Source organism: Thioclava sp. GXIMD4215 (assembly GCF_045291555.1).
Taxonomy (GTDB): domain Bacteria; phylum Pseudomonadota; class Alphaproteobacteria; order Rhodobacterales; family Rhodobacteraceae; genus Thioclava; species Thioclava litoralis.
The window spans coordinates 290,860-312,897 of record NZ_CP149515.1; the positions used below are offsets into that span (position 1 = coordinate 290,860).

Below are 22,038 nucleotides of genomic sequence, written 5' to 3' on the forward strand. Positions count from 1 at the left end.
TTCCTGTAGGGCCGCCCAATTCGCAGGCGATGTGTCCTATCTTCCCGAAATTGCACAGGAGGGCAGGTGATTGTTCGTATTTTGTTCACGAATTGCCATTGGCAGTTTCCGAAGTTGCGCCTATCTATGGGACCAAGGCTAGCGGAGGTCCAAATGCCCGAGTTGAAAACCATCGAAATCCGTGGCGCACGGGAACATAACCTGAAGAATGTCGATCTGGATATTCCGCGGGACCAGTTCGTGGTGATCACCGGTCTTTCGGGCTCGGGGAAGTCCTCTCTGGCGTTCGACACGATCTATGCCGAAGGGCAGCGGCGCTATGTCGAAAGCCTCTCGGCCTATGCGCGGCAATTCCTTGATATGATGGGAAAACCCGATGTGGATCATATCTCGGGCCTCAGCCCCGCGATCTCGATCGAACAAAAGACCACCTCGAAGAACCCGCGCTCGACCGTCGGCACGGTGACCGAGATCTACGACTATATGCGGCTGCTTTTCGCCCGTGCCGGCACCCCCTATAGCCCTGCCACCGGCCAACCCATCGAGGCGCAGCAGGTGCAGGATATGGTGGACCGCACCATGGCGATGGAAGAGGGCACGCGCGGCTATCTTCTGGCGCCCATCGTGCGCGACCGGAAGGGCGAATATAAGAAAGAATTCCTTGAGTTGCGCAAACAGGGTTTCCAGCGCGTGAAGGTCAATGGCGAGTTCTACGAGCTGGAAGAGCCGCCCGTGCTGGACAAGAAATTCCGCCATAATATCGATGTGGTGGTGGACCGGATCGTGGTGCGTGAAGGCATGGAGACCCGTCTGGCCGATAGTTTCCGCACCGCGCTTGATCTGGCCGATGGTATCGCCATTCTGGAAACCGCCCCGCGTGAGGGCGAGGGCGAGCGCATCACATTCTCCGAGAAATTCGCCTGTCCGGTGTCGGGTTTCACCATCCCCGAGATCGAGCCGCGTCTGTTTTCCTTCAACGCGCCGTTCGGGGCCTGTCCGGTCTGTGACGGCTTGGGCGTCGAGATGTTCTTTGACGACCGTCTGGTGGTGCCGGATCAGTCGCTGTCGATTGCAAACGGCGCGCTTGCGCCTTGGGCCAAGACCAAAAGCCCCTATGTGACCCAGACCATCAACGCGCTGTCGAAACATTATGGCTTCGACAAGAAGACCCCGTGGAAGGATCTGCCCGAGAAGATCCAAGAGCTGTTCCTGCGTGGGTCTGGCAAGGAAGAGATCCCCTTCCGTTTCGATGAGGGCGGGCGCGTCTATCAGGTCGAGCGTACCTTCGAGGGCATCATCCCCAATCTTGAACGCCGCTGGCGCGAGACTGAAAGCGCATGGTCGCGCGAAGAGATGGAGCGCTACCAGAACACCCGTCCCTGCGGGGCCTGCCATGGCTACCGTCTGAAGCCCGAGGCCTTGGCCGTGAAGATCGCGGGGCTGCATGTGGGGCAGGTGGTCGAGATGTCGATCAAGGATGCCTTTGCATGGGTCGATACCGTGCCCAGCCAGTTGAGCCATCAGAAGAATGAGATCGCCAAGGCGATCCTGAAGGAGATCCGCGAGCGTCTGGGATTCTTGGTCAATGTGGGTCTGGATTACCTGACGCTTTCCCGCGCGGCAGGGACGCTGTCGGGCGGGGAAAGCCAGCGCATCCGGCTGGCCAGCCAGATCGGCTCGGGGTTGACGGGGGTGCTTTATGTGCTGGACGAACCCTCGATCGGGTTGCACCAGCGCGATAATGATCGCCTGCTGACCACGCTCAAGAACCTGCGCGATCAGGGGAATTCGGTGCTGGTGGTGGAACATGACGAGGATGCCATCCGCCACGCCGATTACGTCTTCGATATCGGCCCCGGAGCCGGTGTGCATGGTGGCCGCGTGGTGGCGCATGGCACGCCCGAGGAACTGGCGGCTGATCCGGCCTCGATCACGGGGCAATATCTGTCGGGCAAGCGCGAGATTTCCGTGCCCGAGACCCGCCGCAAGGGTAATGGCAAGAAGGTCACTGTGGTCAAGGCCACGGGTAACAATCTCAAGAATGTCACCGCCGAGTTTCCCTTGGGCAAGTTCGTCTGTGTGACGGGCGTGTCGGGGGGCGGGAAATCGACCCTGACGCTAGAGACACTGTTCAAGACCGCCTCCATGCGGCTCAATGGCGCGAAACAGACGCCCGCGCCCTGCGAGACGATCAAGGGGCTTGAGCATCTGGATAAGGTCATCGATATCGATCAGCGTCCCATCGGGCGCACGCCACGCTCGAACCCCGCCACCTATACCGGCGCGTTCACCCCGATCCGCGACTGGTTTGCCGGTCTGCCGGAGGCGCAGGCGCGTGGCTATAAACCGGGGCGGTTCTCCTTCAACGTGAAGGGCGGGCGCTGCGAGGCCTGTCAGGGCGATGGTGTCATCAAGATCGAGATGCACTTCCTGCCGGATGTCTATGTCGAATGCGAGACCTGCCACGGCAAGCGTTACAACCGCGAGACGCTGGAGGTTCTCTACAAGGGCAAGTCGATCGCCGATGTGCTGGATATGACGGTGGAGGACGCGCAGGAGTTCTTCAAGGCGGTGCCCTCGATCCGCGAGAAGATGGATGCGCTGATGGAGGTCGGCCTTGGCTATATCAAGGTGGGCCAACAGGCGACCACGCTTTCGGGCGGCGAGGCGCAGCGGGTGAAACTGTCGAAGGAACTCTCGCGGCGGTCGACGGGCCGCACGTTGTATATCCTTGATGAGCCGACCACGGGTCTGCATTTCGAGGATGTGCGCAAGCTGTTGGAAGTGCTGCACGAATTGGTGAACCAAGGCAATACGGTGGTGGTGATCGAGCATAACCTTGATGTCATCAAAACCGCCGACTGGCTGATCGATATCGGCCCCGAGGGTGGCGATGGCGGTGGCGAGATCGTGGCCGTGGGCACGCCCGAAGACGTGGCCGCCGAGCCGCGCAGCCATACGGGGCGCTATCTCGCGCCGATGCTGGGGCTGAAAGTGGCTGCCGAATGAGTGCGGATCAGGCACAGGACCGCATGTGGCGTCGCCTTGAAGGGCTGACGGTTGCGATCGCGGGGATCTATCTGGCCTATGTGCTGGACCCCGGCTGGCCGTGGTGGGTATGGGTCGTGTTGTTTCTTGCGCCCGATCTGTCCTTTGCGGGCTATCTGTTCGGACCGGCCACGGGGGCGATCACTTATAATCTGTGCCATATCTACGGTTTCGGGCTTGGGATTGCCGCTCTTGGCGCAATGGGTTGGGGCAGTGATATCGCGACGCCTTGGATGGTGGCGGCGGGGTTTGTGGTTATGGCGCATGCCGGTATCGACCGCGCCTTGGGGTTTGGTCTGAAGCGGCGGGCAGGGTTCCATGATACCGATCTCGGACCGATAGGGCGGAAGACGCAGGGATAGTCGGCGGGCGGTTCGGGCCGCCGCGCCCCTAACGGAAGCTGCCTTCCACCACTGAAAGCACTTTCTTTGTGCGGGCATCGACGCGGTAGATATGCCGGCCCACCTTATAATAGCGCCAATCGCCATCCACATTGGGAAGGTCATACCGGCGCAGATCCATCAGCATGGAATGTTGATAGATCGGAAAATCGTCCCCGACCGCAAATTCCGGAGCCTTTTGCGCCTGTAACACCCAGCGCCCGCGCACGCCCTGCGTGCCAGGTACGCGGCAGAATGTCGAGCCGGTGGAGAGCGTTTTGCAATCGCGTTCGCTTTCGGGTTGCTGCGCCACAAGGGCGGCACCCTCGCGATTGCTGGGCGCGTTGATGGCATTGCCGCCGCGCAGGACCGTTTGTGCGGTCGCGGGGGCCGAGAGGCCGAGCGATATCAACAAAACACCCCCGGCGGTGACGCCGAGGGTGCGGATCAGAGAAGGTGTAAAACCGGACATTCGGTCTCCGATTAGTTCAGGATGGCATTTACCGCACCGATCAGTGCCAGCATCTGACCGGTCTTATCGACGCGATAGACGTGATCATAGCTGCGATAATAGGTATAGTGCGGGTCGAGACCATAACGACCCGGATCGCGGATCACAACATAGTCACGGTCGATCCGCTCGCCACGGCGCCACTCATGGCTGGGGAAGCGATGATCATCGACCCTGCGCTCTTCGACACGGCGGTCGTCGCGGTGGTCATCACGGCGGTCGATGACGATGACCTTCTCGTTATCACCGCGATGATGGTCATCCACCTTTTTCGCAATGCCCGGCGGCATGCCTTTATGGTCGCCTTTCTGCCACGGCGGATCGGCCAGTGCGACCAGAGGGGCGAGCGACAGGGTCGTTGCGAGAATGAGCGAATTTTTCATGGTCTTATTCATGACTTACTCCTTCGATTTGAGTAAGAAATGCGCATGGCGGGGAAGAAGTTCCAGAAGCGGAATTTAGCCTGCGCGGTTTATTGCCAAAGGCCCGAGCGCCTTGGCGGAAAAAGGCCGGACATTGGAAAATGTCCGGCCTTCAACGGGATATGCGAGCGATTACTTGTTGCTCAGCAGGGCGCTGACGAGGCCGATCACGGCCACGGTTTTCAGCGTATCGGTATCGACGCGCACGACGCGCTCGTTCACGATGCGGTATTCCTGACCTTTCGGCGGTGCGGGCAGGCGTTTGAGCTGGGCGGCGCTCGGCGCACGGCCCGGGGCGCTATGTTTTGCGCTGACCTGCTGTTGCGGGGCCGCTTTTTTCGAGCTGGCCTGAGCCGAGACGGCCTTGCCATGATTGTCCGACTTCTGGCGCTGCGAGGCCTGACATTTCTGGCCCGGCGCGCAGCCGTTTGTATTGTGACCTTGATCGGCGAATGCAGCTCCCGAAAGGGTAACCAAGGCAATCGATGCGGACATAAGTAGGCGTTTCATGAACTGCTCCTTTGTAGTCATATGTCCTTTAAACGAACTGCTAACCGCTTTTGATCGCTGTTTTTAAAAGAAAAACTTTTTTGTGTAGACGGAACTTTTCAGCTTTGCTTAAGCTGGGCAGGCCTGTGCGCCGAAATTGATAGCCAGATCTTCTGGCAGGGGGGCAAGAAGGGCATCCACCCGCGCCTGCATATCCGCGCCGGATGCGAACCGCCAGACCGGTTTGCGGTCCTTGTCGATGATCTGGGCGCGCACCCCTTCCAGAAACTCGGCGGATTCGCAGGCACGGGCGGTGAAGCGGAACTCGTTCGACAGCGCCTCGCGGATGTCGCGGGCCTCGCGGCCCATACGCACAAGCCGCAGGGTCGCCGCCATCGACAGGGCCGAGTTCCGCTCTAGCGTCTGTCGCGTTTCAAGGGCGAAACTGTTGCCCGCCGTTTCCAGATTCACAAGGATGGCGGCCAGATCATCCGCCCCGAAACAGCGGTCGATCACGGTGCGGGCCGCGGAAAGAGGCCCCTCGGGCAGGAGCTCGCCCGCAGGCAGGGCATCCACCGTGCCGGACTGACAGAGTGCGGCAATCAGGTGCGGCCAGTTCTCTTCGGCGATTACCCTGTCGGCAAAACCTGCATAAAGCGCATCCGCAGGGCCCATACGCGCACCGGTCAGGCCCAGATATTCGCCCAGATATCCGGGGGCCTGCGCAAGGCGCCATGTGCCGCCGACATCGGGAATAAGGCCGATGCCGCATTCGGGCATGGCAACTTGTGTCGTCTTGCCGATGATCCGGTGGCGGACATGGCCGCCCAGCCCGACGCCGCCGCCCATCACGAAGCCCTGCATGAAGGACAGGATCGGCTTGGGATAATGGGCAAGCTTGTCATTCATCCGGTATTCGTCGCGCCAGAAGGCCTGCCCCAGAGCGTAATCGCCCGCGCGCCCTGCATGATAGACAGCCGCGATATCGCCACCGGCGCAAAAGGCCCGCTCGCCCTCGGCATCAAGGATCACCAGATCCACCGCGCTGTCCTCACGCCAGTCGTCCAAAGCGCGCTCGATGGCCAGACACATCGGGTGGCTCAGCGCGTTCAGCGCCTTGGGGCGGGTCAGCGTGATCCGGCCTGCGCGGCCTTGGATGCGGATATGCACGTCGTCCATTCTGGGTCCTCCTCGGTTGCGGCGATGGTGGGGCAGGCGGCAAGGCGCCGCAAGCCTATTGTGCCTGAAGTTGCGCAACGGCCTCGTCCCACCAGAGGTCGTACTCCATGAAATCCATATGGGTCTTGCCCGCGAGATAGGTGATCGTGATGCTGCCCAGCCCGTAACGCTCGATCAGATCGGTGCGGAAACGCTCGGCCCCGTTGCGGGGTACATGCTCATCCTCGCCCCCCAGAATGAAGGCGATGCGCGGACCGTGGGCATAGCGTTCGGGATGGGTCATCGGGTCCAGCGCATCATGGAAAAACCGTGCATGCCAGTCAGCCTGACCAAGGTCCATGAAGTGGGTCTGGGTCTCCAGATCGCGGGCGGCGGGGCGGGTCCAGTCGGGGGTGCCGACCACGGCCGCCAGTTTGGTGATGCGCTTGTCGAGGCCCATAGCCACCACGCCGATATCGCCGCCCATCGAATGGCCCGACATGGTGACGGGGGTATGGATGTCGAATTCCGCCTCGGCCCAATCTAGCACGCGGGGCACCTCTATCGCGGTCTGCCCGAGGATCGGCCAGAAGTTGCGCCGGAAATTGGCGAAAATGCGGGCGCGGCGGGTAGCGTTATCGGTATCTTCGGGGATAGTGCGCGCGCCCATCATCCACGGGTCGAAGCTGACGCCCAGATAGCCCAGACGGGCCGCGCGCTGCAAAACAGGCAGAGCCTCTTCCTTAGAGAGCTCATAGGCAGGCACATGCAGCCAGATCCCGCGGAGTTCGCCCGCAGGGGGCTGGGCCAGAACGGGAATGCCATCCACATCCTGCCGGATCGGCTCGGGGAAGGTGGCGGTGGGGCGGGAGGTATCGAACATCTGAAAGCTCCTTTTACCGTCCCAACCACCTCATGACCCAAGCTGTTCCGCAAAGAGAAAAAGCCGCCCCCGAGGGAGCGGCTTTCGTATCGGGGAGGAAGGCCCCGACAGGGAGCGTTAGTCCATCGCCTTGAAGTTCAGCGACGCACCGTCCTTGATGCCGGAGAACCAGCGGGCGGTGACGGTTTTGGTTTTGGTGTAGAAGCGGAAGGCATCCGGACCATATTGGTTCAGGTCGCCAAAGGCCGATTTCTTCCAGCCGCCGAAGGTGTAATAGGACAGCGGAACGGGGATCGGGAAGTTGATGCCGACCATGCCCACATTCACACGGCTTGCGAAATCGCGCGCCACATCGCCATCGGCTGTGTAGATCGCGGTGCCGTTGCCATATTCGTTTTCGATGACCAGTGCCAGCGCGTCCTCATAGGACGATGCGCGCACCATCGACAGAACCGGCCCGAAGATCTCCTGCTTGTAGATCTCCATGTTCGGCTCGACATTGTCGAAAAGGGTCGGGCCGACATAGAAGCCGTTCTCATAGCCTTGCAGCTTGAACCCGCGACCATCGGTCACCAGCGTCGCGCCTTCTTCCACGCCCTTGTCGATCAGGCCAAGGATACGCTCTTGCGCGGCTTTGGTGATGACCGGACCATAGTCGATATCCTCGCCTGCGGTATACGGCCCGATTTTCAGCTTTTCGATCTTCGGCACGAGGCGCTCGATCAGCTTCTCGGCAGTGCCTTCGCCCACCGGAACCGCGACAGAAATCGCCATGCAGCGTTCGCCTGCCGCACCGTAGCCTGCGCCGATCAGCGCGTCTGCGGCCTTGTCCATATCGGCATCGGGCATGATGATCATATGGTTTTTCGCACCGCCGAAGCATTGCGCGCGTTTGCCGTTGGTGGTGGCGCGGCCATAGATATATTGCGCGATCGGGGTCGAGCCGACAAAGCCCACAGCCTGGATCACTTCGTCATCCAGGATCGCATCCACGGCCACCTTGTCGCCATTGACGATCTGCAGCACGCCATCGGGCAGGCCCGCTTCTTTCAGGAGTTCCGCCAGACGGAACGAGGTCGAGGGGCAGCGCTCGGACGGCTTGAGGATCATCGCGTTACCGCAGGTCAGTGCGGGCGCCATTTTCCACAGCGGGATCATCGCGGGGAAGTTGAAGGGCGTGATGCCTGCCACAACACCCAGCGCCTGACGCATGGAGTAAAGATCGATACCCGGACCGGCGTTATCGGTATATTCGCCTTTCAGAAGCGACGGGCCGCCCTGGCAGACCTCGACCACTTCCAGACCACGCTGGACGTCGCCACGCGCATCGGGGATGGTCTTGCCGTGCTCGCGCGAGACCAGCTCTGCCAGCTCTTCCATATGCTCGTTGATGAGCGCGGCGAATTTCATCATGACGCGGGCGCGGCGCTGGGGGTTGGTGGCCGCCCATTTCACCTGTGCTTCGGCTGCTTTGGCGATGGCCGACTGCACTTCTTCAACCGTTGCCAGCGCGACTTTCGCCTGAATCTCGCCCGTTGCCGGATTGTAGATATCGGCAAAACGGCCCGATTTACCGGCGACATATTCGCCGTTGATCCAATGACCCAGCTCTTTCACGCCTTGGCCTCCAAAATCTTTCATGATGTCCTCCTCTGTCGCTGTCTTGCGACGTTCCGCTGTAGGCTAGTATTGCGAGATTGCGCAGAAAAGGGGATAAGTCTCAAAGGAAGTTTTGCAAAATCGCAAAGCCTTGAGGGGTGGTGATCCATGGATTGGGATGATCTTCGCGTGTTTCTTGCGGTGGCGCGTGCCGAAAGCCTGTCCGGTGCCGGACGGAGCCTGAAATGCGACGCGGCAACGGTCGGTCGGCGTGTGGGGCGCTTGGAGGAGGGGCTCTCGACCAAGCTGTTTCTGAAATCACCGCAGGGCTACACGCTGACCGATCCCGGAATCCGGCTTCTGCCGCATGCCGAGGCGATGGAACAGGCGATGGGGCTGGCCGAAGAAGAGATCAGCGGGCAGGCCGGAAAGCTGACGGGCCAGTTGCGCATCGGGGCGCCGGATGGCATTGCCAATTATCTTCTGCCGCAGATCTGCAAGCGGATCGCCGAAGAAAATCCCGAACTGGATCTGCAGATCGTCGCGTTGCCGCGGGTGTTCAACCTCTCGAAGCGCGAGGCGGATATGGCGATCACCGTGTCGCGGCCCACGGCGGGGCGGCTGACGGTGCAGAAGCTGGCCGATTACCAGCTGCATCTGGCAGCGCATCATTCTTATCTGGCGGCACATCCCGAAATCCGCTCGCGGGCGGATCTGAAAGACCACCGGATTGTCGGCTATATTTCCGATATGATTTTCGACAAGGGGCTGGATTACCAGTCCGAGACGGGGGCCGAACGCGTGGCGCTGGCGTCGAATTCGGTTTCGGTGCAGATGCAGATGCTGCGCGCGGGGGCGGGGTTGGGGATCGTGCATGATTTCGCGCTGCCCTTCGCGCCGGGGGTGGTGACGGTGCTGACGGAGGAGGTGTCTTTATGCCGGACCTTCTGGCTGCTGCGCCATGCCGATGACCGCCGGTCTGAACGGCTGACGCGGGTGGCCGAGATGCTGGGGCAGGGGCTTCGCGCAGAGGTTGCGCGACTGGAAGCCTTGGCCGCACAGGGGTTAACTATTTCTGAATAGCGATCAGGCTTATAAAAGTTTTATAAACCAATGAGCTAGCTCATGCTTATTAATCAGGCATGCCCCTGCGTCACGGTGTCGCAATTTCGCGGAAACCCGCTGAAATAGGACCTTTCTCTAGGGGCGTCTTTACTCCTCGGGCTTGACAGAATGGGGGTGCGACCCCGACCCTTGGTATCGGGGAAAGGACCACATTTGCCTGAGGAGGATGCCATGCAGGTTCTACAAATTCTGAAGTCGAAGAAAGATGACGGCGTTGTGACGGTTATGCCCGAGGACTCGATTGCCGACGTTGCCCGTCTACTCTCCGCGCGCAAGATCGGGGCGGTCGTCGTGTCGCGCGATGGCAAACATATCGACGGGATCGTTTCCGAGCGGGATCTGATCCGCGAAATCGGACGTCATGGCGGCACTTGCCTGTCGCATCCGGTGTCGACGGTCATGTCCACCAAGATCACCAGCTGCTGCCGGACCACAACCACGACGGAAGTGCTGGAGATGATGAGCGCGGGCGGTTTCCGCCATATGCCGGTGCTGTCGGGCGACGAAATGATCGGTCTGATTTCCATTCGTGACGTGGCGGCCGCGCGTGTGGATGAACTCCATATGGAAAAAGAAGCCCTGACCGGCATGATCATGGGCAACTGAGAAAAACGGGTGGGCCGCTGGCCCGCCCTGCGTGCACTCGGGGGCGACCGGCAGTCGGTGCGGGTTGGCTCTGATCGGAAAATTTGCCCTATTCCAATCCGATTTACGCGTTAACCCTTGCATCTGGGATGACAATCTTGTTGCCTGTCGCGGAAGAACCGCGCGAGCGAGGACGCGCGGGAGCAGAGGTAGGAGCCCCCCATGCGTATCGGTTTGTATCCCGGAACTTTCGATCCGGTCACTTTGGGGCATCTGGATATCATCGAGCGCGGACTGTCTTTGGTGGACCGTCTGGTGATTGGTGTCGCGATCAACCGTGACAAGGGGCCATTATTTTCGCTGGAAGAGCGTGTCGAGATGCTGGAGGCGGAATGCGCTTCCATCACGGCCCGCCGGGGCGGCGAGATTAGGGTGCATCCTTTCGAAAATCTGTTGATTGATTGTGCCGCCGATGTGGGGGCCAATATCATCATCCGCGGCCTACGGGCCGTCGCCGATTTTGAATATGAATTCCAGATGGTTGGCATGAACCGTGCGCTTAACAGCGAGATCGAGACCGTGTTCCTGATGGCGGATGCCCGTCGTCAGGCGATTGCGTCAAAACTGGTCAAGGAGATCGCGCGGCTGGACGGTGATGTCTCGCATTTTGTTACCCCTGCCGTGCATCAACGCTTGGGGGCAAAACTGAAAACTGCCTGACGCAGGTCAGGCAGTTTTGCATGTCGTACTGGCTTAACTTTCGCCGGGGACAAGCTTGGCGGCGCTGTTTGCGCTCATCCGGGGCGACGGGTCAGGGATGCGCTGGTAATCCACGCTTTGGAAAACCACCGATTCCTCGACATCTTTCAACGCCATATTTGCGGCTTGCAGGTCGCCTTTAGCATAGGCGGCTTTGGCCTGTTTCAGTTGGTCTGTCGCCAGATCTGCCGGAATCAGCGCCGAAGAAAGGTCCACCGAAACATCCGATGCTTTCAGGAGTTTCGCCGCGCCGAGCGCATTGCCGTTGGCTGCCATCGTCTGCGCCGCTTCGACCTGATGCTCGTTTTGCTTGGTCACGGTAAAATCAGCACCGACATTCATCGACAGATCGAAGGGCACATAGGCGCCCGGCTGGGTGGTGTTCATTGGGGCGATCCCCTTGGACCCTTGCGCCTCAGCGTGCTGCATATGGGTCAGGGCTCCGTCGATCATCTTTCCCGCTGCATCATCCTGCCCGTCGAAAATTGCCAGACGCGCCCCGCGCACGGCATGCATGGACAAAGCCGCCTCCTTAGAAAGCTTGACGAGATCCGCGTCGCTGGCAGCCTTCTGTTCGACCTTGTCAAGATTAGGGGCCTGTGCGTCTTCAGCGAAAGCCGGAAAAATGGCGGCGCTGCTGGCAAGACCGCCAATAAGGGCGAGCGAGAAGATACGAGTTTTACAGTCCATCATGTGACTCCTTCCGAGGAGTGGGTTTGCTTTTATCGGGGCGGGGTCGTTCCGCGCCAGTGTGTGGATAACTCGGCCCGTCGTAAAAAGGTTCCCAGATTTCAGTCACATACCCTTGAAGCCTTGGTGAGCAAGCATGAAAAAGGGGGCACGACGGCCCCCTTTTTGACACATTTTTGCCAATATTCAGATAAGCTTACCGATCGCGACCGCCGTGTCGCCCATGCGGTTGGAGAAGCCCCATTCATTGTCATACCACGTCAGAATGCGCACCATCGTGCCCTCCATAACCTTGGTCTGATCGAGTGCGAAGGTCGAGCTATGGGGGTCATGGTTGAAATCGATCGAGACATTCGGGCGGGCGGTATAGCCCAGAATGCCCTTGAGCGGACCTTCTGCGGCGGCTTTGATGGCGGCGTTGATTTCCTCCACCGTAGTGGCGCGCGCGGCTTCAAACGTCAGATCGACGACCGACACATTCGGGGTGGGGACGCGGATTGCCACGCCATCCAGCTTGCCGTTGAGTTCCGGCAGAACCAGACCGACCGCCTTGGCCGCGCCGGTCGAGGTCGGGATCATCGACATGGCCGCTGCGCGACCGCGATACAGATCCTTATGCATTGTATCCAGCGTCGGCTGGTCGCCGGTATAGCTGTGCACCGTGGTCATGAACCCTTTGACGATTCCGACGGTGTCATTGAGCACTTTGGCCACCGGCGACAGGCAGTTTGTGGTGCAGGAGGCGTTCGACACGACCAGATCTTCGGTGGTCAGCGTGCTGTCATTAACGCCAAAGACGATGGTTTTGTCGGCACCTTTCGAAGGGGCAGAGACCAACACGCGTTTGGAGCCGTTTTGCAGGTGGATCGCGGCTTTCTCGCGGTCGGTGAAAATACCGGTGCATTCCAGCGCCACATCGACATCCCCCCAAGGGAGATCTTTCGGATCGCGCAATGCGGTCACGCGGATCGGGCCGCGTCCGACATCAATCCAGTCCTCGCCCGTGGTGACTTCGCCCGGAAAGCGGCCATGCACCGAATCAAACCGGATCAGATGCGCATTGGTTTCAACAGGACCGAGGTCGTTGATCGCCACAACTTCGATATCGGTACGACCGGATTCCACGATAGCACGCAATACATTGCGCCCGATCCGCCCGAAGCCGTTGATCGCTACTTTGACCGTCATCTTTGTCTCCTCTCGCTTTCTGCGGCGCCAAGGGCACCGTTTGCGCTAACATGAACATTCGACGTAAAAGGTCAACGCGAATGTAGGTCTTCAGCGCCAGAATTGAAGATAATAGACGAGGTCGGTTATTTTTCTGGAAAGAAAGAACAGCGTGTGGCCGCCGGTCAGAAGAAGATCGGCCAGCATTGCCAGCACGATAAGGGCGGCCAGCCCAAGAGCGATACGGTTGGTCATAGACCCTCTTTTTCCGCTCCCGGACTGGCCGAAAGCTTTAGTGCAACAGGCGACCCATCGTGCCGGCCACATCGGCCATACGGCAGGAGAAGCCCCATTCGTTATCGTACCATGCCAGAACGCGCACAAGCTTGCCGCCGGTCACTTTAGTCTGGTCGGGGGCGAAGATAGACGAGTAGGGCGTGTGGTTGAAGTCGATCGAGACCTTCGGCTCGGGATCATAGGCCAGAACCTTGCCCATATGCCCCATTGCCGCCTCGCGCACGACTTCGTTCACGTCATCGACCGTCACGTTTTTCTTGGCGATAAAGGTCAGATCCACCGCCGAGACATTGGGGGTCGGCACACGGATCGAGGACCCGTCCAGACGGCCCGCCAGCTCGGGAAGGACTTCACCGATGGCTTTGGCTGCACCGGTGGAGGTCGGGATCATGGCCATTGCAGCGGCGCGCGCACGGTAGAGGTCTTTGTGGCGACGGTCGAGCGTCGGCTGGTCACCGGTATAGGAGTGAATGGTGGTCATCACGCCTGAATCGATGCCGATCGCTTCGTTCAAAACTTTTGCCAACGGTGCCAGACAGTTGGTGGTGCAGGAACCGTTCGAGACAACCTCGTCGGCCAGCGTCAGGTCGCGATGGTTGACACCGTAAACCACGGTGCGGTCGACATTGGTCGCCGGTGCCGACACCAGAACGCGCTTCGCGCCGCGACCAAGATGGACCGCCGCTTTGTCACGGGCATTGAATTTACCGGTGCATTCAAGGACGACGTCAACGCCATCCCAGTCCAGATCTTGCGGGTTATAGGTCGACATCACCTCGATCGGGCCCTGACCCAGATCCAGCGTTTTGCCTTCGACCTTGACCTGACCGCCGAAGCGCCCGTGGACGGAGTCATATTTCAGCAGGTGAGCATTGGTTGCGATCGGCCCCGTGGCGTTGATCTTCACAACCTGCACGTCATTGCGCGCGGCTTCTGCGATATGCGCCAGCGTGCAGCGCCCGATGCGGCCGAAGCCATTAATCCCGATGGTTACGGTCATGATGCTCTCCCAAACGAAGCGATCAGATTCATGAATTGCCTCATGAATACCACTGCATGCACCGCGAGAAAACACGCGCAAACAGCGTGTTAGCGTAAACATTACGGGGTTGCGCTAACGTTGGCGATAACTTCGGCAGCATGCCGCCACAGAGTTCAGGACAAAGATTGCAATCCGCGAGTCACGGAGAATCAATGCTGAAGAATATGGCTCTTAGTCTTCATCTTCGGCAACAAGGAAAATCTCTCCGGCAGCTTCCATCTCGCGAATGACATTCACAACAGCGCCCATCGCCTCTTCGGCATCCTTCTCCTTGATCTTGCCCAGCGTCTCCATTTCCTCGCGCAGCCCGTCAGCCATGCGCTTGGACATGTTTTCAAGGATGAACTCTGCCGCCTTTGCATTTTCGCCCGTGACCGAGGCAGCCAGCGCGGTCAGCAGGCTTTCCTGCGGCACATTGCGCAGGATCTTCGGCAAGTCTTTCGGCGCGATCCGCACCGGAATATTGGCGAAGGTGAAGATCGCCTTGCGCACCTGATCAGCAAAATCCTTATCGGCCTCGTCAAGGCCTGTCAGAACATCATCGCGGGTGGTCGCTTTGGTATAGTTGAGGATCGCCCCGACCCGTTCGACCGGCCCCGAGGTAAAGGCCCGCACCGGCACCGCATCGACCTGAGCGATAATCGCCTGACCGATTTTCCAAACCGTCTCGGGGGCGATATTGCCGGTCAGCGACACAGCATAGGCCACGCGCCGCGCTTTCTCGCCGGGCATTTTCGACAGAAGCTCTGCCGATTTCGCCACCGTCAGCTTGGACAGCAGTACAGCGCAAATCTCGATGCTCTCCTCCTCGGCAATCGGGGCCAGCGCGTCGGTTTCCAGCGCGGCAATCCGTTCCCACGGGTCAGAGCGGGAATTGCCCGCCGCCAGTTTGCGCAGGCGGCTTTCGGCAGAGGGCGTCAACTGGCCCTGCAACAGCTTCAACGCCGAATCCAGACCACCGGCAAAAGTGATGCCAATCGCCTCCAGCTCGTTGCAGAATTCTTCGATCACGGTGTTCATGGTGTCTTTGTCGACCATACTCAGCCGCGAGATTTCCTCGGCCAGTTCGGTTTGCTGGTCATCGCTGAGCTGCATCAGGGGCAGTTTCTCGCCTTCGGAAGACAGCAGACGGACAATAATCGCCGCCTTCTGTTTTTTGGTCAGACCCGGACTGCTGCTCCCCATATCGAAGCTTGCTGCATCAAAATTTCCCAAAGTGGCAAGTTGGTTCACCCGAGACTCCATGACTTTCTGCCTTGTATGGCGCCACATTCGCAGTTCAGCGTTAAAGGCGGGTTACTAGGTCTTTGGAAATATCGGATTTTCCCTAAAAGTTAACCATCGCCGGATGGGCCTATGGAAAAGGGCGCCCGATGGGCGCCCCGAAATGTCATGCAGTCCGGCAGGACAGGCGTTACGCGCCAAAAACCCGACGGAAGATCGTGTCGACATGTTTCGTGTGATACTCCATGTCGAATTTCGCATTGATGCCATCCACGCCAAGCGCGGCGACCACATCCTTGTCGGCCAGCAGCAGCTCGCGGAAGTCCAGACGCTCTTCCCAGACTTTCAGCGCGTTACGCTGCACCATGGAATAGGCGTCCTCGCGCGAGACACCCGCCTGCGTCAGCGCCAGAAGCACGCGCTGGCTCATCACCAGACCGGGGAATTTGTTCATATTGTCGAGCATGTTCTGCGGGAAGATCAGCATCTTCTCGACCACGCCCGCCAGACGGTTCAGCGCGAAATCCAGCGTGATGGTCGCATCGGGGCCGATACCGCGCTCGACCGAGCTATGCGAGATGTCACGCTCGTGCCAGAGCGCCACGTTCTCCATCGCCGGCACCACCGTCATGCGCACCAGACGTGCCAGACCGGTCAGGTTCTCGGTCAGAACGGGGTTCTTCTTATGCGGCATGGCCGACGAGCCCTTCTGGCCCATCGAGAAGAATTCCGCGCCTTCCAGCACTTCGGTGCGCTGCATGTGACGGATTTCAATCGCGATATTTTCCATCGAGGAGGCAATCACGCCCAGCGTCGCAAAGAACATCGCATGACGGTCGCGCGGGATGACCTGCGTGGAGATCGGCTCGGGCTTGAGGCCGAGCTGCGCACACACATGCTCTTCCACGGCCGGATCGATATTGGCGAAAGTGCCGACCGCGCCCGAAATCGCACCGGTGGCAACCTCTTCACGCGCGGCCTGCAGACGGGCCTTGTTGCGGTCCATCTCGGCGTAGAAACGGGCAAATGTCAGGCCCATCGTGGTGGGTTCGGCATGGATACCATGCGAGCGGCCCACGCGAACGGTGTTCTTATGCTCGTAGGCGCGTTTTTTCAGCGCGGCCAGAACCTTGTCCAGATCGGCCAGCAGAATGTCGGCGGCGCGCACCAGTTGCACGTTGAGGCAGGTGTCGAGCACATCCGAAGAGGTCATGCCCTGATGCACGAAACGCGCCTCGTCCGAGCCGACATGCTCGGCCAGATGGGTCAGGAAGGCGATGACGTCATGCTTGGTGACCGCTTCGATCTCGTCGATCCGCGCGACATCGAACTCGACATCCTTGGCTTTCCAGACGGCTTCGGCGTTTTCTTTCGGGATCACACCGAGAGCGGCCTGTGCGTCGCAGGCATGGGCCTCGATCTCGTACCAGATCTTGAATTTGGTGGCGGGTTCCCAGATGTCGACCATCTCTTTGCGGGCATAACGCGGGATCATGCTTGAGACCTTTCGATTGCGCTAGATGTAAGCTGTTGGCAGGCTTCTAGACTGCGCGCCCCCGTCGGGCAAGGTAGAGGGAGGGTCTGACGGGGCGAAACTGGGCTATTTCCTGCCTCGGGACCGTTCGGGCGGCGCAAAAACGGAGGGCAGACACTCTGCGCGGGCGAATCTCCCACATATTGTCCGGCGCTGGTTCCGGTGGGGGCGCAAAATGCCTGACCGGTTTTTGGGCGGTTTTGCTGCGGCACGGGCAAAACGCGAGCAAAACACGGGCCAGGCACGGGCCGGGCACGGGCCGCATATGGGGCAAACGCCACCATCGCGACCGGCGGGGCGGGCTTTGCTGCAATCCCTCTTGTGGCGGAAGGCAAGGGGTCGCAGGTTTGCGGCATGGAAACCGTTCTGCAATCCCGTCTGTCCTTCGCCCCTTGGGCCGACCCGCGCACGCACCGCCTGCCGGGGATCGTGCCTCTGGCAATCGAGGACTGGCTGGAGGTCGATGATGCCTATGCGGCACAGATGGCGCTGCGCGAGGATCTGATCGCCCACCATGAGGATCAGGTGCACGCGCTTCTGCCTCAGGCCGGTCTGGCGGCGCAGGAACTCCTTGCGATGGTGCTGCGGCTTTTGCCCGCCAAAGGATACAGGGTCGAGGCAGGGCATGTCATCTGCCCCGACGGGCGTCTCGTCACGCCGGACCCTGACGCCCCCTTGCTGACATTGGGGCGACTGACGCAGAATGATTTCTGCCTGATGCAGGACGGGATGCAGGACGGGCCGGAGGGCGAGCATATCCTGACCGGTGCCATCCTGTGCTTTCCGGCGGGATGGTCGCTGGCCGAGAAGATCGGGCACCCGATGCGGCGCATCCACAGGCCCGTCGCGATTTACACCGAGGATCTGGCAAAACGTGTCCAGCGGCTTCTGGACGGTGTGCAGCCGGGCAGGGCGTTGATGCGTGGCACCGCCTCGCGCACGGGCCAGCCGCTATTTGACAGCCGCCCCGAGGCGCTGCGCGGGCAGGTCAATCCCCAACGTCCGTTGATCCGTGTCGAACGTCAGGGGCTTGTCCGGCTTCCCCAAAGCCGTGCGGTGGTGTTTTCGATCCATACGCAGATGGTCCATCCGGTGTGTCTGGATGCCGCGCAGCGTGCTGCGCTTGAGGCCAGCGATTTACGGCTGGGGATCTAGTTACCGGCTTTCCCACATGTAGCGGGCGCGCATCTCGTCCATATCGCGGCGGATCATGCCGGGGATCAGCAGCGCATCGATCACCCACCAAAGCGCCACAAAAGCCAGCGGGATATACCCGATAAGGATTACCGCGAGCGCCGTGCCGATGCCGAACAGGGCCAGCATGATCAGCCCCGACATCCAGCGCCCCAGATAGAACCGGTGCACCCCCAGCATGGGCAGGAAGAACCACAGAAGATAGGCGATCAGCGCCGACTTCTTCTCGTTGGCGACGCGCTGCTCGACATAAAGCTGACGGGTCTCGTTCATTGTGATGTAAATCCCTATTACATGTGGTGAAAGAGATATGGGAAGGACAGCCCGCATTTCAAGCCCGTCCTCTGTACGCCCGTCCTCTTGCCTCTGTCGCGCCCCGTTATTCCGAAGGGAAAAAGCGCCCGCCAAACATGAACAGCGTCAAGCCCCCGAGCATGATTGCCAGTCCGGCGAATTTCCACCACTCGGTCGGGCGCACCGGCATCTGGATCAGGCCGAAGCTGTCAATCACCATACCCGCCGCCAGCTGCCCGATGATGAACAGGAACATGACATTGGTGACGCCGATTTTCGGGGCCAGAAAAATCGAGGTGAACACGAAGCCTGCGCCAATCACGCCCCCCAGCCAGCGCCACCACGGTTGCTGTGCAAGGGTGGTGGTGACCGCGTTCCAATCGGCAAGAACCAGTGCCGCCGCCCCCAGACACAGCGCCCCGATAAAAAACGAGATGAAAGAGGCGACGAGGGGTTGCCCGCCGATCCCCGCGCTGAGGCGGCTGTTGATGGCGGCCTGACAGGACAGGCCGATCCCGCCTGCCAGTGCCATCAGGGCGTAAAGGATGCTGTTCATGAAAATGTCCCTTCAGGGCTGGGGGGGGGATGCAGGGCATGGCCCCGTGCTGTGGGCAAAGGCAAGACGCGCAGTAGGGGCCGGATGCCGGTCTCCTATCGCTCCTCAAGCCCCGCAAGATCCGCCTGACGAGCCTTGTCGGGCATGGGCACGCGCCCAGCTCTCCGAACCTAGGACGCAACTGGCGTAACCCGAGCAGCTCCGCCTCCGTCGGACAATGCGGCAATGGCCAGCGGTCGCTTGCTGGCCACCCGTTTGCAGCCCGTTCGCAGATACCAAAAGGCCCTGCGCAATGCACAGGGCCTTTCAGAACGTTTGGCCCGATCAGGCTTTGGCGAGGTTGCGCAGCACGTAATGCAGCACACCGCCGTTTTTGAGATATTCGATCTCGACCGCCGTATCGATGCGGGCTTTGAGCTTGATCTCTTTCTTGCTGCCATCCTTGAACTCGATGGTGCAGGGCACAAGGCTCAGCGGTTTGATATCGCCTTCAAGCCCCTTGATCGTCACCACCTCATCGCCGGTCAGCCCCAGCGTTTTGCGGGTGTCGCCATTGGTGAACTCGAAGGGGATGACTCCCATGCCGATCAGGTTCGAGCGGTGGATCCGTTCGAAGCTTTCGGCAATCACGCCCTTGACGCCCAGCAGGTTGGTGCCTTTGGCCGCCCAATCGCGCGAAGACCCCGCGCCGTATTGCTCGCCCCCGAAAATCACCAGCGGCGTGCCTGCCTCCTGATACTCCATCGAGGCATCGAAGATGGTGGTCTGCTCGCCATTCGGGCCTTTGGTAAAGCCGCCCTCGACGCCGTCCAGCATCTCGTTCTTGATGCGGATATTGGCAAAGGTGCCGCGCATCATGACTTCGTGGTTGCCACGACGCGAGCCGTAGCTGTTGAAGTCTCTCGGCTCCACGCCATGCTCGGTCAGGTATTTACCGGCAGGGGTCGAGGGTTTGAACGAACCGGCAGGCGAGATATGGTCGGTGGTGATCATATCACCCAACAGGGCCAGAACGCGCGCGCTCTTGATATTGGTGATCTCGCCTGCATCCGGAGACATGCCCTGGAAATAGGGCGGGTTCTGGATATAGGTCGATTCCGGCGGCCAGTCATAGGTTTCGCCCCCGTTGACTTCCACCGCCTGCCATTTCTCGTCGCCCTTGAAGACATCGGCATATTTGGCCTGGAAGGCTTCGCGGGTGACGACCTTCTCGACCAGTTCGGCCACTTCCTTATCCGACGGCCAGATGTCTTTCAGATAGACGTCCTTGCCCTCGGGGGTCTGGGCAATCGGACCACCGGCCAGATCGACATCCATATCGCCTGCAAGCGCATAGGCCACAACAAGCGGCGGCGAAGCCAGATAGTTGGCGCGTACATCGGGGCTGATCCGCCCTTCAAAGTTGCGGTTGCCCGACAGGACCGAGGTCGCGATCAGGTCGTTCTCATTGATCGCTTTGGACAGCGCCGGATGGATCGGGCCGGAATTCCCGATACAGGTGGTGCAGCCATAGCCCACAAGGTTGAAGCCGATTGCGTCCAGATCCTCCTGCAGCCCTGCCGCATTCAGATATTCGGTCACAACCTGAGACCCGGGGGCCAGCGAGGTTTTCACCCAAGGCTTGCGGTTCAGGCCCAAGGCACGGGCCTTGCGCGCCACAAGCCCCGCCGCGATCAGCACATAGGGGTTCGAGGTGTTGGTGCAGGAGGTGATCGAGGCAATCACCACCGAGCCGTCCTTGAGCGTGATCTCCTGACCGTCCAGATCCACCTTCACCGCTTTTTCGGTCACGGTTTTGGTTGCGGCAGGCCCTTCGGCCGCCATATCGGCGGCTGCGTCGGACGCATCCTTGCCGCGGAAATCCGAAACGACCTTCCCGAAAGCCGTGGCCGCATCGGTCAGCGCGACGTAATCCTGCGGGCGTTTCGGGCCGGAGATCGCGGGCACGATGGTGCCCATATCCAGCTCCAAGGTCGAGGAATAGATCGGCGCGTAATCCGCCCCGCGCCAGAAGCCGTTCTCTTTGGCATAGGCTTCGACCAGCGCGATCCGGTCTTTCTCGCGGCCCGTCTGTTCCAGATAGCGCAGGGTTTCCGCGTCAATCGGGAAGAAGCCACAAGTTGCGCCATATTCGGGTGCCATATTGGCGATGGTGGCGCGTTGGGCCAGCGGCAGATTGTCCAGACCGTCGCCATAGAATTCGACGAATTTGCCCACCACGCCGTGCTTGCGCAGCATCTCGACGACCTTCAGCACAAGGTCGGTGCCGGTGGTGCCTTCGACCATAGCACCCGTCAGCTTGAAGCCCACGACCTCGGGGATCAGCATGGAGATCGGCTGACCCAGCATCGCGGCCTCGGCCTCGATCCCGCCCACACCCCAACCAAGAACGGCGGCGCCATTCACCATCGTGGTGTGGCTGTCGGTGCCCACAAGCGTATCGGGATAGGCGACCTCGCGGCCCTCCTGATCGGTGTCGGTCCAGACCGTCTGCGCCAGATATTCGAGGTTCACCTGGTGGCAGATGCCGGTGCCCGGCGGCACGACGCGGAAATTCTTGAACGCGGTCTGGCCCCATTTCAGGAACTCGTAGCGCTCCATATTGCGTTCATACTCGCGGTCCACATTCATCTGGAAGGCGCGCGGATTGCCGAATTCATCGATCATCACCGAGTGGTCGATCACCAGGTCAACGGGGACCAGCGGGTTGATCTTTTGCGCATCGCCGCCCAAGCCCTTGATCCCGTCGCGCATCGCGGCCAGGTCCACCACGGCGGGCACGCCGGTGAAATCCTGCATCAGCACGCGGGCAGGGCGATAGGCGATCTCGCGGGGGTTGTTGCCCCCCTTTTCGGCCCATTCGCCGAACGCCTTGATGTCCTCGACGGAGACCGAGAAACCGGCATCTTCAAAGCGCAGCAGGTTCTCGAGCACAACCTTCAGCGAGGCTGGCAGCTTCGAGAAATCGCCAAGCCCGGCATCGGAGGCCGCTTGAATGGAATAATAGGAAAATGTCTTGTCACCAACCGTCAGTTCCCGACGGGTTTTGGCGGTATCATTACCGGTCACGATGGTCATGAG

Annotated in this window: 21 protein-coding genes; 6 read left to right on the forward strand and 15 right to left on the reverse strand. The window is 60.3% G+C overall.

Annotated elements, in window-relative coordinates:
* Positions 1–153 precede the first annotated feature (153 nt).
* Together uvrA and WDB86_RS01420 are read left to right on the forward strand one after the other, a co-directional pair.
* A complete protein-coding gene (uvrA, locus tag WDB86_RS01415; RefSeq protein ID WP_406736390.1) occupies positions 154–3,009 on the forward strand; it encodes an excinuclease ABC subunit UvrA in 2,856 nt (951 codons plus the stop codon).
* Positions 3,006–3,410 carry a DUF4260 domain-containing protein gene (locus tag WDB86_RS01420; protein ID WP_339107588.1) on the forward strand — a complete coding sequence of 135 codons (405 nt, stop codon included), beginning with the start codon at positions 3,006–3,008 and terminating at the stop codon, positions 3,408–3,410. The genes uvrA and WDB86_RS01420 overlap by 4 nt, the downstream gene beginning before the upstream one ends.
* 28 nt (positions 3,411–3,438) lie before the next feature.
* Here WDB86_RS01420 and WDB86_RS01425 read toward each other — a convergent pair whose 3' ends face one another.
* The 6 genes from WDB86_RS01425 to WDB86_RS01450 form a co-directional block, all read right to left on the reverse strand.
* Positions 3,439–3,900, reverse strand: a complete 462-nt coding sequence (locus WDB86_RS01425; protein ID WP_339107587.1) for a hypothetical protein — start codon at positions 3,898–3,900, stop codon at positions 3,439–3,441.
* 11 nt (positions 3,901–3,911) lie between these two features.
* Positions 3,912–4,334, reverse strand: coding sequence for an excinuclease ABC subunit A (locus WDB86_RS01430; protein ID WP_339107586.1), 423 nt, complete (start codon positions 4,332–4,334; stop codon positions 3,912–3,914).
* Positions 4,335–4,493: 159 nt separating this feature from the next.
* A complete protein-coding gene (locus WDB86_RS01435) occupies positions 4,494–4,871 on the reverse strand; it encodes a hypothetical protein (protein ID WP_406736391.1) in 378 nt (125 codons plus the stop codon).
* 108 nt (positions 4,872–4,979) lie between these two features.
* Complete coding sequence (locus WDB86_RS01440; RefSeq protein WP_406736392.1) at positions 4,980–6,029, reverse strand: enoyl-CoA hydratase/isomerase family protein; 1,050 nt, start codon at positions 6,027–6,029, stop codon at positions 4,980–4,982.
* Between the two features lie 55 nt (positions 6,030–6,084).
* Positions 6,085–6,891, reverse strand: a complete 807-nt coding sequence (locus WDB86_RS01445; protein ID WP_406736393.1) for a prolyl oligopeptidase family serine peptidase — start codon at positions 6,889–6,891, stop codon at positions 6,085–6,087.
* 117 nt (positions 6,892–7,008) lie between these two features.
* Positions 7,009–8,508, reverse strand: coding sequence for a CoA-acylating methylmalonate-semialdehyde dehydrogenase (locus WDB86_RS01450; RefSeq protein WP_339109515.1), 1,500 nt, complete (start codon positions 8,506–8,508; stop codon positions 7,009–7,011).
* 150 nt (positions 8,509–8,658) lie between these two features.
* Here WDB86_RS01450 and WDB86_RS01455 point away from each other — a divergent pair, with 150 nt between their 5' ends.
* The 3 genes from WDB86_RS01455 (at position 8,659) to coaD (ending at position 10,920) form a co-directional block, all read left to right on the forward strand.
* Positions 8,659–9,573 carry a LysR family transcriptional regulator gene (locus WDB86_RS01455; RefSeq protein WP_339107581.1) on the forward strand — a complete coding sequence of 305 codons (915 nt, stop codon included), beginning with the start codon at positions 8,659–8,661 and terminating at the stop codon, positions 9,571–9,573.
* A gap of 213 nt (positions 9,574–9,786) precedes the next feature.
* Positions 9,787–10,221: a CBS domain-containing protein gene (locus WDB86_RS01460; RefSeq protein ID WP_406720944.1), complete on the forward strand. Its 435-nt coding sequence runs from the start codon at positions 9,787–9,789 to the stop codon at positions 10,219–10,221.
* 201 nt (positions 10,222–10,422) lie between these two features.
* Positions 10,423–10,920, forward strand: coding sequence for a pantetheine-phosphate adenylyltransferase (gene coaD / locus WDB86_RS01465; RefSeq protein ID WP_339107578.1), 498 nt, complete (start codon positions 10,423–10,425; stop codon positions 10,918–10,920).
* A 33-nt stretch (positions 10,921–10,953) separates the two neighbouring features.
* On the opposite strand, the gene WDB86_RS01470 is transcribed toward coaD, so the two are convergent.
* The 6 genes from WDB86_RS01470 to purB form a co-directional block, all read right to left on the reverse strand.
* Positions 10,954–11,649 (reverse strand): YfdX family protein, encoded by a 696-nt coding sequence (locus WDB86_RS01470; protein WP_339107577.1) that lies wholly within the window; start codon positions 11,647–11,649, stop codon positions 10,954–10,956.
* A gap of 186 nt (positions 11,650–11,835) precedes the next feature.
* Positions 11,836–12,837 carry a type I glyceraldehyde-3-phosphate dehydrogenase gene (gene gap, locus WDB86_RS01475; RefSeq protein ID WP_339107576.1) on the reverse strand — a complete coding sequence of 334 codons (1,002 nt, stop codon included), beginning with the start codon at positions 12,835–12,837 and terminating at the stop codon, positions 11,836–11,838.
* A 90-nt stretch (positions 12,838–12,927) separates the two neighbouring features.
* Entirely contained in the window at positions 12,928–13,071 is a 144-nt protein-coding gene (locus WDB86_RS01480; protein WP_339107575.1) for a hypothetical protein, read from the reverse strand.
* 37 nt (positions 13,072–13,108) lie between these two features.
* On the reverse strand, positions 13,109–14,113 hold the full coding sequence (gap, locus tag WDB86_RS01485; protein ID WP_406736394.1) for a type I glyceraldehyde-3-phosphate dehydrogenase: 1,005 nt from the start codon (positions 14,111–14,113) through the stop codon (positions 13,109–13,111).
* A gap of 213 nt (positions 14,114–14,326) precedes the next feature.
* Positions 14,327–15,388, reverse strand: a complete 1,062-nt coding sequence (locus WDB86_RS01490) for a FliG C-terminal domain-containing protein (protein ID WP_339107573.1) — start codon at positions 15,386–15,388, stop codon at positions 14,327–14,329.
* Between the two features lie 181 nt (positions 15,389–15,569).
* Entirely contained in the window at positions 15,570–16,874 is a 1,305-nt protein-coding gene (purB, locus tag WDB86_RS01495) for an adenylosuccinate lyase (protein WP_339107572.1), read from the reverse strand.
* Positions 16,875–17,267: 393 nt separating this feature from the next.
* Between purB and WDB86_RS01500 the strand changes: the two genes are divergently transcribed.
* Positions 17,268–18,068: a heme-dependent oxidative N-demethylase family protein gene (locus tag WDB86_RS01500; protein WP_406736395.1), complete on the forward strand. Its 801-nt coding sequence runs from the start codon at positions 17,268–17,270 to the stop codon at positions 18,066–18,068.
* Here the strand turns inward: WDB86_RS01500 and WDB86_RS01505 are convergent, their stop codons facing one another.
* The 3 genes from WDB86_RS01505 to acnA form a co-directional block, all read right to left on the reverse strand.
* Positions 18,069–18,380: a TM2 domain-containing protein gene (locus WDB86_RS01505; protein ID WP_339107570.1), complete on the reverse strand. Its 312-nt coding sequence runs from the start codon at positions 18,378–18,380 to the stop codon at positions 18,069–18,071. It abuts the gene before it with no gap.
* 106 nt (positions 18,381–18,486) lie between these two features.
* Positions 18,487–18,957 (reverse strand): DMT family transporter, encoded by a 471-nt coding sequence (locus WDB86_RS01510; protein ID WP_339107569.1) that lies wholly within the window; start codon positions 18,955–18,957, stop codon positions 18,487–18,489.
* Positions 18,958–19,281: 324 nt separating this feature from the next.
* Entirely contained in the window at positions 19,282–22,035 is a 2,754-nt protein-coding gene (gene acnA, locus WDB86_RS01515; RefSeq protein ID WP_406736396.1) for an aconitate hydratase AcnA, read from the reverse strand.
* Between the last annotated feature and the right edge of the window lie 3 nt (positions 22,036–22,038).